Origin of the sequence: Nakamurella aerolata, assembly GCF_013002705.1 — a bacterium.
Classification (GTDB): Bacteria; Actinomycetota; Actinomycetes; order Mycobacteriales; family Nakamurellaceae; genus Nakamurella; species Nakamurella aerolata.
Genome location: NZ_JABEND010000007.1, coordinates 151,942 through 165,403 on the forward strand (window position 1 = coordinate 151,942; position 13,462 = coordinate 165,403).

Sequence of the window (13,462 nt, forward strand, 5' to 3'; positions counted from 1 at the left end):
ACGGGGTGACTCGGGTGCGGACGGCTGGGCAGGGGACGGGTCGGCCCGCTCAGCCCGCGGGGCGCGCGTCCGGCGAGCCGGGGCGTGGCGCGGCGATCCCATCGCCGGGCGGCGACTGCGAGGTCAGCGCGATGAACGCTTGATCAAGGCTGTGCGCGGTGATCTCGACGTCGCGGGCCTGCGTCCGGGTGAGCAGGAACCTGGCCAACTGGTCGGAGTCGGTGGTGTGGAAGGTGACGACCTCGCCGTTGATGTCCGCGCCGGTGACGGCCGGGAACCTGGCGGCGTCCGCATTGCTCAGGCCGGGCAGGGTGGCCCGCACGGTGCGACCGGATGCCTGCGCCTTGATCGCGGCCGAGGTGCCGTCGGCCACCAGTTCTCCGTCGCGGATCAGCACGATCCGGTTGGCGTACTGGTCGGCCTCCTCCAGGTAGTGGGTGGCGAACAACACGGTGCGGCCGCGGCGGGCGTCGGCCTGGATGGCTGTCCAGAAGTCCCGCCGGCCGGTCACGTCCATGCCGGTGGTGGGCTCGTCAAGGACGATCAATGCCGGGTCGCTGAGCAGCGCCATCGCGAACCGCAGGCGCTGTTGCTCACCACCGGAGCACTTGCCGACCCTAGTACCGGCAAGTCGCTCAATTCCCGCGCGCTGCAACACTTCCCGGATGTTCTGGGTGTGGTTGAACAGCGATCCGGTGTAGCGCAGCGTCTCCTCGACGGTGAGATCACGCAGCAGCCCGCCGGTCTGCAACACCGCCGACACCAAGCCGTGCTCGATGGCCCGGCGCGGCGTGGTACCGAACACCTGCACCGAGCCCGAGGTGGGCTGCGAGAGCCCCAGCAGCATGTCGATGGTGCTGGTCTTGCCGGCCCCGTTGGGACCGAGGAACGCGACGATCTCGCCAGGCTGAATGGTCAGGTTCAGCCCGCGCACCGCGGCCACCTTGCCGAACGACTTGCGCAGGTTCTGCAACTGAACCGCCACCGGAGTCGAGGCGCCGGACGGGCGGTTGCGGCGGGCACCGCCGGCCGCCGGGGCGGTTCGCGGGGTTCTCACGATGTTCTCGGTCATGCCATCGAGCCTGGCCCTGGAACGGGTTCGGCACCGCTGAGAGATGTCACCGGTTCGGCATGACATCTGTCATGCCAAACCGTCACGCCGCGTCGAGACCCCGGCCGAGTCAACAGATCCGGCCCCGGGTCAACAGGTCCGGTCCGAGTCAATCAGGCCGGCCAGACCCTGCCGACCGGGCGCACCGGCTCAGCCGAGTGCGGCGCGCAGGTCGGTCCAGATGTCTTCCACCTCTTCGATTCCGGTGGAGATCCTGACGGTGCCCGGTGCAATGCCGGCCGCCGCCAGCGCCCGCGGCGAGTAGTGCCGGTGCGAGGTGCTGGCCGGGTGCATCGCGACCGTCTCCACCCCACCCATCGACGGGGCGTTCTGGATCAGCTGCAGTCGCCCGATCAGTTGCTGGGCGGCGTCGGCGTCGGCGAGGTCGAACGCCAGCATCGGGCCGAAGCCATTCAACTGTTCCGTCGCCAGCCGATGCTGCGGGTGGCCGGCAAGGCTCGGGTGATGCACCGCCAGCACATCATCACGTTGCCGCAGGCGGTCGGCAAGCTCGGCGGCGGTGGCACCGGCGGCGCGCATCCGCAGTGCCAGCGTCGCCATCCCGCGCAGCACCAGCCAGGCCGCGAACGGGTCGAGGGTGCTGCCGGTGGCGACCGCGAACTTCCACGCAGCGCTGCCGAGTTCGGCGTCGGCGTAGCAGGCGATGCCCGCGGTCACGTCGTCGTGGCCGCCGAGGTACTTGGTGGCTGAATGGATCACCACGTCGGCGCCCAGCTGCAACGGGCGGCACCCCATGGGAGACGCGAAGGTGTTGTCCACCACCAGCTTTGCCGCTGAGCCTCGAGTCACCTCCGCGATGCCGGCGATGTCGGCGATCGCCGTCATCGGGTTCGAGATGGTCTCCAGGTACACCGCCGCGGTGTCCGCCCTGAGCGCCGCCCGCACGGCTGCGGGATCGTCCCCCGGCACCGCGGTGAACTCGATGTTCCAGCGGGCCGCCATGTCGTCGAACAGGCCGGTGGTGCCGCCGTAGATGGATTCCTGGATCACCACGTGCCCGCCGGCCGACAGCAGGCTGCCGAGCACGGCGTGGATCGCGCCCATTCCGCTGGCGGTGGCAACGGCCAACTCGGCACCCTCGAGGTCGGCCGCCGCGGCCTCCAGCGCACGCACCGTCGGGTTGGCCATCCGCGAGTAGCCGTAGGCTCCGCGCGGGTTGTCCAGCGAGTCGGTGAGCGTCGTCGGATCGTCGTGCGCGAAGACGCTGGCCTGGTAGATCGGCTGCGAGAGCGGGCGTCCGGCCGCAGCGGCAGGACGCGGCGGGTGCACGGTGCGGGTGCCAAGCGCCCGCGGCGTCTGGGTGGTGGTCGGCTGCTGGCCGGCGGCGGGATCGGTCATGGGTTCATGCTCGCACCCTGCTCGCGCCGTGCCCCGGCGCGGTGACCCGGCACAGCGACCCGGCATGGTGACCCGGCGCAGCGTCGGGCTGCCGAGCCGTGGTTCGGCCGGCGGGGTCACCGATCCGCCAGCACCGCATCGATCGCGGCCGCGCCGCCCAGCCCGGAGACTCCACCGCCACGGCGGGATCCGGCTCCGGCCAGCACGATCCGCCGGCTGCCGCGCACCTGCACCCCGTAGCGCCGCGCGGCCGGGGAGGCGCTCGCCCCGTCGGCAGAATCCGGAACGGACGCCTCGGCTGCCCCGGGTGCTTCGTCGGCATCGGAGGCGAACGGCCACTGCAGCGGCCCGTGAAAGATGTGTCCGCCGGGCATGCCGATCGATTCCTGCAGGTCGAGTGGCGTTGCCACCTCGACGCAGAACTCGCCGTCTGCGTCGGTGGCGAGGCAGTCCTGCAGCGGCTCGGCCAGATACTGCTGCAGCGCCGCGAGCGCGGAGTCTCTCGCCTGCCGTTTCCCGCCCTGCGGGTCGCTCGCGAACAGCTCGGCCGGAGTGTGCAGGCCGAAAAGGGTGAGGGTGGCACCGGTCTCGCCGCCCATGATGCTGGGATCGGTGAGCGAATGGCAGTACACCTCGGCCGGCAGCGGGTGCGGAATGCGTCCGGCGCTCGAGGTCTGCCACGCCGCCTCCAGCGCACTGAAGTCTTCGGCCAGATGGGTGGTGCCGGCGAACGCCACCTCGGGGTCGACGCCGCTGGCCAGCCTCGGCAGCCGGGTGAGCAGCATGTTGACCTTGAGTTGTGCGCCGCTCGGCGGTTCGGCCGGCCTGCCCAACCAGCCGTCGACGATGCTGGGGGCCACCGCGGCCGCCAGCCGATCGGCCCTCAGCTCCAGCTGGGCGCCGTCGGCGTCGTGCCCGACAAGTGTTACCTCCGAACGGGTTTCGTCCACCCCCGTCACCGTGACGCCGGTGCGCACCGTCACCCCGGCTTGCCGTGCCCTGGCGATCAGCGCGTCGGTGACGGAGCCCATGCCGCCGATGGGCACCAGCCATTCGCCGGTGCCGCGGCCGATCAGGTGATACAGGAAGCAGGTGTTCGCCACCAAGGTCTCGTCCCACAGTGAGGCGTGAGTGCCGATCAGCGCGTCGGTGGCGACAACGCCGCGGACGGTGTCGTCGGCGAACCGCCGGGTGATGGCCGCGCCGATGGGTTCTTCGAAAACGTCCTGCCAGATCTGTGTGCCGGCGGCATCGACAACGGCGCGGCGCAGCTCGTCGCGGCGGCGCAGCGGGCCGAGCAATGCGGGCGCGAGCACGGCGGCCAGCTCCCCCAGTTCTCCGTAGAACTGTTGCCAGGCAGCGTATTCGGCGCTCGACCCGGTCAACTCGGCGAACGAGTCGGCGGTCGCCGCGCCCGGCCGGCGCTGCACCAGCAGCCCGAGGTCGCGACCGCGGCGACGCACCGGCGTGTACGACGACACCGGCCGGGACGCCAGCGCAAGAGTGATGCCGAGCCGGTCGGCCAACTCGTCCGGAAACAGCGACACCAGGTACGAGTAGCGCGACAGCCGCACGTTGTGCCCGGAAAACACCGCGACGCCCTGGGTGGCCCCGCCCAGCCGGCCGGAGCGCTCCAGCAACGTCACCTGGTAGCCGGCGTCGGCGGCAAGGATGGCGGCGACCAGACCGTTGTGGCCGCCACCGACCACCACCAGCGACCGCTCGTCGGCTGCGGTATTCATCGCTCCTCGTTTCGTTGCGTCCGGTTGATCGCGTCAGGCGCATTGCACCCTGTTTATTGGTTCATTGCGCTTGTGCGGCTACTGCTCGTGTTGCGCCTATCGCGCCTACTGCTGTTTTTGCGCCCATCGCTCTGACTGCGCCTACTGTGCCTACTGTGCTGGCGTCGTCGCGCCCCGATGGGTCTGGCCCCGTTGCGCCCCGACGTGTTGCGTCGGATTGTCTCCCGGATGTCACCCATGTTGTCTCACGTGTTGTCTTCCCGGGACGCCCGCGCCGGGCGGGGGCGGGGCGGCCGGAACGAACCGGACGGGACGCACCGGCTCCGTCACCGAGCGCACTCGGACGAGCGGATCGGAACCCGGGGCGACCACCCACCGTGCCCGCGCCACCGAGCGCTGCCGGTACCGCAGCAACCCCAATCGCCACTCAAGTAGCCCGAAAGGGCTAACCTGGGATTTGGTACCCCGACAGTTCCCAGAAGCAAAGAGAGCAGGCGAAGAGCGACCGTGTCAGCACCGTCGTCCTCAGCGTCAACAGCATCCCCAGGGTCAGGCGAGGCTTCACGTTCTGAAGCTGCCAACCCGGTCGACGGTCCCGAGTTCGGACCGAACGACTGGTTCGTCCAGGAGAAGTACCAGCAGTACCTGGCCGACCCGAACAGCGTTGAGGACAGCTGGCGCGAGTATTTCGGCCAGCACGGCCAGTCGGGCGGTGCCGCGGCCGCAGGCCCGGCGAAGAGTGCTGCCGGCTCCGGTAAGGCACCGGCGGAAGCCACCGCAGCCGACCCCACGCGAACCGGCGCGGCGCAGCCGGGCGGGACCTCCGCGCAACCCAACAGCAGCGGCAACGGCGCAGCCGGCGCCCGCTCGTCGGTGCACGTCCCACCGCCACCACCGCCGCCGCCGAATCGCGGCTCCGCCGGCCAAGGAAAATCCGGCACAGGCAAAACCGACGCGGGCACGCCCGGCAGCGCAGCGAAAACCGCCGCGCCGGCCCGGAGCACCGCAAAGCCGGGCGACGTCACGCCGGCGTCCGCCCCGTCCGCCGGCAAAGCACCGGCCAGCCCTGCCAGCAAAACCGCCGCCGGCACCAAAGCCGAGGGTGCCAGTTCAAGCGGTGCCAGTTCAAGCGGTGCCAGTTCAACTGCCAAGCCGGCCACCGGCACCGGCGCCGCGACGAAGGATGGCAAGGCCGGGTCGAAGGATTCCGCCGAGCTGGCCAAGGCCGAAGACGTCAGCAGCCCGATCCGGGGCGCCGCCGCGGCCGTCGCCCGCAACATGACCAGCTCGCTGGAGATCCCCACCGCGACCAGCGTGCGGGCCGTGCCGGCGAAGCTGATCAGCGACAACCGCATCGTCATCAACAACTTCCTCAAGCGGATCAGGCAGGGGAAGATCTCGTTCACCCACCTGATCGGCTACGCAATCGTCAAGGCCACCGCCGACTACCCCAACATGAATCGGCACTATGCCGAGGCGGACGGCAAGCCTCAGGTGGTCACGCCGGCGCACCTGAACCTCGGTCTCGCCATCGACCTGCCTGGCAAGAACGGCCAGCGCTCGCTGGTGGTGGTGCCGATCAAGGGCGCCGAGACCATGTCTTTCGTCGAGTTCTGGAAGGCCTACGAGGACGTCGTCCGCAAGGCCCGCAAGGGTGAACTGACGGCGGAGGACTATGCCGGCACCACCATGTCGCTGACCAACCCCGGCGGCATCGGCACCGTGCACTCGGTGCCACGGCTGATGCAGGGCCAGGGCGCGATCATCGGCGTCGGCGCGATGGAGTACCCGGCCGAGTTCGCCGGTGCCAGCGAGCGCACCCTCGCCGACCTCGGCATCTCCAAGATCATGACGCTCACCTCGACCTACGACCACCGGATCATCCAGGGTGCCGAGTCCGGTGAGTTCCTCAAGCGGATCCACGGGCTGCTGCTCGGCGAGGACGGCTTCTACGACGAGGTTTTCGCCTCGCTGCACATTCCCTACGAGCCGGTTCGCTGGGTGCAGGACATCCGCAACGGTCACGGCGGCGACGTCGACAAGACCGCAAGGGTGCTCGAGCTGATCGATGCGTACCGCACCCGTGGCCATCTGATGGCCGACACCGACCCGCTGAACTACCGCCAGCGCAAGCATCCCGATCTTGATGTGATCAACCACGGGCTGACGTTGTGGGACCTGGAGCGGGAGTTCCCGGTCGGCGGTTTCCACGGCCAGCAGTACATGAAGCTGCGCGACGTGCTCGGCGTGCTGCGCGACGCGTACTGCCGCACGGTCGGCGTCGAGTACATGCACATCCAGGATCCGGTGCAGCGCAAATGGATTCAGGATCGGGTCGAGGGTGGCCGCCCCAACCCGAGCCTTGACGAGTCCAAGCACATCATGAACCGGCTCAACGCCGCCGAGGCCTTCGAGACCTTCCTGCAGACCAAATACATTGGCCAGAAACGGTTCTCGCTGGAGGGCGGTGAGACCGTCATTCCGATGCTGGACGCGGTACTGAGCCTTGGCGCCGAAGAGAACCTCGACGAGATCGTTGTCGGCATGGCCCACCGCGGCCGGCTCAACGTGCTGGCGAACATCGTCGGAAAGCCGCTGTCGCAGGTGTTCAGCGAGTTCGAGGGCAACCTGAACCCCGGCCAGGCGCACGGCTCGGGTGACGTCAAGTACCACCTCGGTGCCGAGGGCAAGTTCGTCGACCCGCTGGGCGCCGGTGACGTCAAGATCAGCCTGGTGGCCAACCCCTCCCACCTCGAGGTGGTCGACCCGGTGCTGGAGGGCGTGGTCAGGGCCAAGCAGGATCTGCTGGACAAGGGCGACGACGGCTTCACCGTGATGCCGTTGGCGATTCACGGCGACGCCGCGTTCGCCGGGCAGGGAGTTGTCGCAGAGACGCTGAACCTTTCGCTGCTGCGCGGGTACCGCACCGGTGGCACCGTGCACGTGATCATCAACAACCAGGTGGGTTTCACCACGGCACCGGAGGCATCGCGCTCCAGCGAGTACTCCACCGATGTCGCGAAGATGATTCAGGCGCCGATCTTCCACGTGAACGGCGACGACCCCGAGGCGGCCGTGTGGGCTGCCCAGCTGGCCGTCGAGTACCGGCAGAAGTTCCGGCAGGACGCAGTGATCGACCTGATCTGCTACCGCCGCCGCGGTCACAACGAGAACGACGATCCGTCGATGACCAACCCGTTGATGTACCAGATCATCGACGGCAAGCGCAGCGTCCGGAAGATTTACACCGATGCCCTCGTCGCGCGCGGCGACGTCTCCGACGCCGATGTGCAGGAGATGGTGAAAGACTTCCACCAGCAGCTCGAGCGTGTCTTCAACGAGGTCCGCGAGTTGGAGAAGTCGGCGGCCGCCGCCTCCCCCACCATCGAGTCGGAGCAGCCGATCCCGGCCAAGGTGGACACCGCCATCTCCCGCGCCACCATCGAGCGCATCGGCGAATCGATGGTGGAGTTCCCGCAGGGCTTCACCCCGCATCCGCGGGTGAAGACCGTGATGGAACACCGCCTCAAGATGGCCAAGGAAGGCAACATCGACTGGGCCTTCGGCGAGTTGCTCGCGTTCGGCTCCATCGCCATGGATGGGCGCAGGGTCAGGCTGTCGGGTCAGGACTCACGGCGCGGCACCTTCGTGCAGCGCCACTCGTACCTGATCGATCGCAACGACGGCGAGGAATACGTTCCGCTGCAGCATCTCTCGCCGGACCAGGGCAAGTTCCAGGTGTACGACTCGGCGCTCACCGAGTACGCCGGGTTGGGTTTCGAGTACGGCTACTCGGTCGCCAACCGGGACGCGCTGGTGATGTGGGAGGCGCAGTTCGGCGACTTCGCCAACGGTGCCCAGTCGGTGATCGACGAGTACCTCTCTTCCGGAGAAGCCAAGTGGGGTCAGCAATCCGGCGTCGTGCTGCTGCTGCCGCACGGGCACGAGGGTCAGGGTCCCGACCACTCGTCGGCGCGCATCGAGCGGTACCTGCAGCTGTGCGCCGAGGGGTCGATGACGGTGGCGCAGCCGTCCACCCCGGCTTCCTACTTCCACCTGCTGCGCCGGCACGTGCTCGACGGCGTGCACCGCCCGATGGTGGTGTTCACGCCGAAGTCGATGCTGCGCAACAAGGCAGCGGTGTCCAGCGTCGACGACTTCACCTCGGGCAAATTCGAATCCGTGCTCGGCGACATCACCGTCGACCCCGCTGCTGTGCGGCGGGTGTTGCTGACCTCGGGCAAGCTGTACTACGAGCTGGACGCCTACCGGCGCAAGCAGGACATCACCGATACCGCGATCATCCGGCTGGAGCAGTTGTACCCGGTGCCGCGCTCGAAGCTGGCCAAGGTGCTCGAGCCGTACGCCGGCGTCGACGACATCCGCTGGGTGCAGGAGGAGCCGGCCAACCAGGGCGCCTGGACGTTCCTGGCGCTGGCGCTGCCCGAGATGATGCCGGAACTGCGTTCGCTGCGCCGAGTGTCGCGGCGGGCGATGGCCGCCCCGTCCGCCGGTTCGAACCGGGTGCACGAGGTGGAGCAGGCTGCGGTGATCACTGCCGCCTTCGCGGACTGATTCCGCCCTCCGGGCTTCCACCCGGTCTCCCCGCCCACCCCGGCGGTCGCACACCGCAGCCCTGCGGTGTGCGACCGCCGGGTTTGTTGTTTCGCCGGACGTTGCGCCCGCGAGGAGATTGGCCCTTCCGTGAAATCCCTTGCCGCACAAAGACTCCGCCCGTGTTGTCACCGCCAGATTGCCGGCAGCTTGCCGGATCGACGGCTGTCCGGTCGAGCAGGCAATACATTCAGTGAATGGCCGATAAGCCAACCGGGTGAAAACCGACTATTTGCCGAGCTATCGGCTTCGGTGCTATTGACATCGATATCCCAACGGGCAAAAGGTCAATCCACTATGCATCCGCCGACCCGGGGCGGTACAGGTCAGGAAGGGGAATCTGCGCATGCTCGCATCATCCAGTGGAGATCATCGCCGCGGACGGGGCCGGTTACTCACCGCTTCGGCCGCGGCGATCTCGTTGCTCGCCGGAACTCTGGCGGCGGCACCGGTCTCGGCCGCAACGGCAGACTCCGGCGCCCATCCGGTGGCCAATCCGCCGGCCGCGACAGCGCCAAGGACGCCCGCTGCGGACCAACCGGTCGGCAAGGCTCCCAAGGTGGCCGATCCGCCGAAGAGCTCCGCGACCGTGCGGCCGCTGTGCTCAACCATCGTCGCCAAGGACAAGGCCCGCTGCTTCGCGCTTGCGCTGGAACAGCCGGGCGCGAAGGCAATGGCGCCGGCCCCGACCGGACTGTCACCGGCCGATGTGCAGGACGCCTACAATCTTCCGGCAGGCGGTGGCGCCGGCCGCACCGTCGGCATCGTCGTCGCCTACGACGCACCGACCGCTGAGGCCGACCTGGTCCACTACCGGCAGCAGTTCGGACTGCCGCCGCTGCGCGCCGGCCAGTTCAAGAAGATCGACCAACGTGGTGGCACCGACTACCCGCAACCCGATCCCGGTTGGGCCGGTGAGGCCGCCCTGGACGTCGATGCGGTGACCGCGGTGGCCCCAGAGGCCAACATCGTGCTGGTGGTCGCCGACGACAACTCCTTCGAGAACCTCGGTACCGGTGTGAACGCGGCCGTCGCCGCGGGCGCCGAAGTGGTGAACAACAGCTACGGCACCGGCTATGACGCCACCGCCGGATCCGGCGAGGACGACACCCTGCTGCCCGTCAACGAGCAGTACTACAACCACCCAGGCGTCGCGATCGTCGCCAGCTCAGGCGACTCCGACTACGGGGTCTCGTTCCCGGCGTCGTCCAACTACGTCACCTCGATCGGCGGCACCTCGCTGGTGAAGGACCCCGCAACGGCGCGGGGCTGGACAGAATCGGTGTGGAGCAACAGCTATGGCGGCGCCGGCAGCGGCTGCTCGGTAGTGTTCGACAAGCCGGAGTTCCAGCAGGACACCGGCTGCAGCAAGCGCGCCGTCTCCGACGTGAGCGCGGTCGCCGACCCGGCGACCGGGCTGAGCGTCTACTACACCTTCGACGGCGGGCAGTGGTCGCAGTACGGCGGCACCAGCCTTTCCGCTCCGCTGATCTCGGGCATCTACGCCTTGGCCGGCAAGCCGGCACCCAACACCTACCCGAACAGCTACCCGTACACCAAGACCGGCGCCCTGTTCGACGTGACCCAGGGCAACAACGGCACCTGCAACCCGAGCTATCTGTGCACCGCCGGCGCCGGTTACGACGGGCCTACCGGACTCGGCACACCGAACGGCTCCGATGCGTTCGGCATCGGCCCGCACGGCACCGTGGCCGGCACTGTCACCGACACGGCCGGCAAACCCGTTGCCGGGGCGCTGGTTTCCCTCGGCGACGGTGGTTCGGCACGCACCGCCGCGGACGGCACCTACACCCTGGAGGCGCCGCCGGGCACCTACACCGCGACGGTCTCGGCGTACGGCTACCGGACGCTGACCAAGAAGAACATCGTCGTCACCGACGGCGGCGCTGTCACCGCCGACTTCACCCTGACCGCCGCCGCGTTCCGCACCATCAGCGGACGGGTCGCCGACGGCAGTGGCCACGGCTACGCGCTGTACTCCCGGATCGACGTCGCGGGCATGCCGGGCGGCCCGGTGTACACCGACCCGTACACCGGCAACTACTCGCTGAACCTGCCGCAGGGCGGCAGCTTCGACGCCACCTTCACCGCGATCATCCCCGGCTATCTGCCGCAAACCAAGACGATCAAGGTGGGCGCTGCCGACCGCAGCCTGAACGTCAGCCTGAAGATCGACCCGGCGGCGGAGAACCCGACCGGATACACCTACACCACCACCGGCAAGACCGAAACCTTCGACGCCGCAACGGCTCCGGCCGGCTGGTCGGTGACCAACAACGCGGACCAGCCGGGCTGGGTGTTCACCGACGAGGGCAAGCGCGGCAACCTGACCGGCGGTGCCGGCGGCTTCGCCATCGTCGACTCGGACAAGAGCGGTTCGGGCAAGACCCAGGACACCTACCTGAACAGCCCGGCGTACGACCTGTCCAAGGCCAGCAACCCGACGCTGGAGTTCGACACCGCGTTCCGGCAGTACCGGAGCTCCAACGGCGTCGTGCAGTTGTCCACCGACAACGGCGCCAGCTGGAGCACCGTGTGGGACGCCAGCAGCACCACCACCACCGGACACGTGCGAGTGGCGCTGCCGGCGCAGGCCAAGGTGGCTGGCGCCAAGGTGCGGTTCCACTACACCGGCTCGTTCGCCTACTACTGGGAGGTGGACAACGTCTTCGTCGGTAACCGCAAGCTGACTCCGGTGTCCGGTGGCCTGCTGGAAGGTGTCGTCACCGACAACAACACCGGCGCATTCGTCAAGGGCGCCAAGGTGACCCACGCCGACGACCCGTCGATCACCGCCACCTCCGGCCCGACCGGTGACCCTGCCGTCGGCGACGGCTTCTACTGGCTGTTCACCCCGAAGACGGGCAAGCAGCCGTTCGTCGCCAGCAAGGCCGGGTACGCCAGCGACACCCGCACCCCGACGGCACCGGCGAACCTGACCACCCGGCAGGACTTCGTGCTCAAGGCCGGCCGGGTCACGGTGACTCCTGAGAGCATCAACGCCACCGTCAAGATGGGCGCTTCGGCCACCGCGACGTTGAACCTGAAGAACACCGGCACCGAGCCGGTAAAGGTGACGCTGAGCGAGTCCGGCGGCGGGTTCGTGATGCAGAGCAAAACCGGTGCCCCGCTGCAAAAGGTGAAGGCCAGCACCGTCAAGGGTTCGATGAAGGCGGCCGCGGCCAAGAACGCGGCCAAGAACGCGGCTGGGGCCAAGCGAGCGGCGACGGCGAAGGCAGCACCGTTCGCCGCCGCCGGGCCCAGCGCTGACGCCTGGGAACCGGTCGCCGACTACCCGAGCACCATCCAGGACAGCGCCGCCGCCACCATCGACGGCAAGGTCTACTCGGTGGGCGGATACAACGGCAGCGACGACACCAACAACCTGTACGTCTACGACCCGCAGGCCGCAAGCTGGACCGAGCTGGCCGCCGCCGGCGACGCGCGGGAGGGCGGCGCTGCCGCCGCGATGGGCGGCAAGCTGGTGTACACCGGCGGGTGGGGTCCGGGCGGCACGCCGGACGGCAAGACCGAGGTCTACGACCCGGCTTCCGACAGCTGGACGGTGGCGGCCCAGAACCCGAAGCCGTACGCCGGTGCCGGGCATGCGGTGGTCGGCGGGAAGCTGTACGTCGTCGGCGGCTGCACCGCAAACGCCTGTGGCAAGGCCGATGTGCAGGTCTACGACGCCGGCTCCGACAGCTGGTCGTCGGTCGCCGCGTACCCGAAGGACGTCGCCTGGCAGTCTTGCGGCGGGCTCGGGGGCAAGCTGTACTGCGCCGGCGGCACCACCGACAGCGGGTCCATGTCCAGCGCCTACAGCTACGACCCGGCAGCGGATTCGTGGTCGGAGATCGCTGATCTCCCCACCGATCTGTGGGGCTCGTTCTACGCCTCGGCCAACGGTCAGCTGCTGGTGTCGGGTGGGGCGGCCAACAACTCCACCGAGATCACCAATATCGGGTACGCCTTCGACCCGGCTTCGGGCGAATGGTCGCCGCTGCCGAACCTGAACGCCGCGCTGTACCGCGGCGCCGGTGCCGTCGGGTTCTACGCTGTCGGCGGCAACCCCGGCGGGTCGTCCGTGCCGCCGGTGGCGACCTCGCAGTTGCTGGCCGGCTACGACCAGGGCGGCGACGGCACCGACGTGCCGTGGCTGTCGATCGACCCGACCGAACTGACGCTGCCGGCCGGCGGCAGCGCCACCGTCACCGTCACCATGAACGCGGCGGACCCGTCCGTCGCCCAACCGGGCAGCTACACGGCAGGTATCGCCTTTGCCACCGACAGCCCGTACCCGGTGCCGACGGTGCCGGTGACCATGACGGTCACCCCGCCGAACACCTGGGGCAAGGTGGCGGGCACCGTCACCTCGGCCGCGGACGGCAAGCCGATTGCCGGCGCAACGGTCGAGCTGGACGGCTGGGCCCAGCAGTACACGCTGATCACCGACAAGGATGGCAAGTACGGCATCTGGTTGGACCGGCGGAACAACCCGCTCACGGCGATCGCCGCCAAGGACGGGTTCAAGCCGCAGACCGCCACCATCAAGGTGGTGGCCAAGCAGACCGTCACCAAGAACTGGTCGCTGGTGAAGGCCAGGTGACCGGACGCT

Annotated in this window: 5 protein-coding genes; 2 read left to right on the forward strand and 3 right to left on the reverse strand. The window is 68.9% G+C overall.

Going from position 1 to position 13,462, the window contains the following annotated elements:
* Positions 1-49: 49 nt before the first annotated feature.
* From HKD39_RS13060 to HKD39_RS13070, 3 genes are all read right to left on the reverse strand, one after another.
* The gene (locus HKD39_RS13060; protein WP_171200313.1) at positions 50-1,072 is read right to left on the reverse strand and encodes an ABC transporter ATP-binding protein; all 1,023 of its coding nucleotides are present in this window, start codon (positions 1,070-1,072) and stop codon (positions 50-52) included.
* A gap of 189 nt (positions 1,073-1,261) precedes the next feature.
* Positions 1,262-2,470, reverse strand: coding sequence for a trans-sulfuration enzyme family protein (locus HKD39_RS13065; RefSeq protein WP_171200314.1), 1,209 nt, complete (start codon positions 2,468-2,470; stop codon positions 1,262-1,264).
* A 116-nt stretch (positions 2,471-2,586) separates the two neighbouring features.
* On the reverse strand, positions 2,587-4,212 hold the full coding sequence (locus HKD39_RS13070) for a phytoene desaturase family protein (RefSeq protein ID WP_171200315.1): 1,626 nt from the start codon (positions 4,210-4,212) through the stop codon (positions 2,587-2,589).
* 507 nt (positions 4,213-4,719) lie between these two features.
* Between HKD39_RS13070 and HKD39_RS13075 the strand changes: the two genes are divergently transcribed.
* Both HKD39_RS13075 and HKD39_RS13080 read left to right on the forward strand, forming a co-directional pair.
* Positions 4,720-8,787, forward strand: coding sequence for a multifunctional oxoglutarate decarboxylase/oxoglutarate dehydrogenase thiamine pyrophosphate-binding subunit/dihydrolipoyllysine-residue succinyltransferase subunit (locus HKD39_RS13075; protein WP_171200316.1), 4,068 nt, complete (start codon positions 4,720-4,722; stop codon positions 8,785-8,787).
* Positions 8,788-9,172: 385 nt separating this feature from the next.
* Positions 9,173-13,453, forward strand: a complete 4,281-nt coding sequence (locus HKD39_RS13080) for a carboxypeptidase regulatory-like domain-containing protein (protein WP_171200317.1) — start codon at positions 9,173-9,175, stop codon at positions 13,451-13,453.
* Positions 13,454-13,462: the final 9 nt, after the last annotated feature.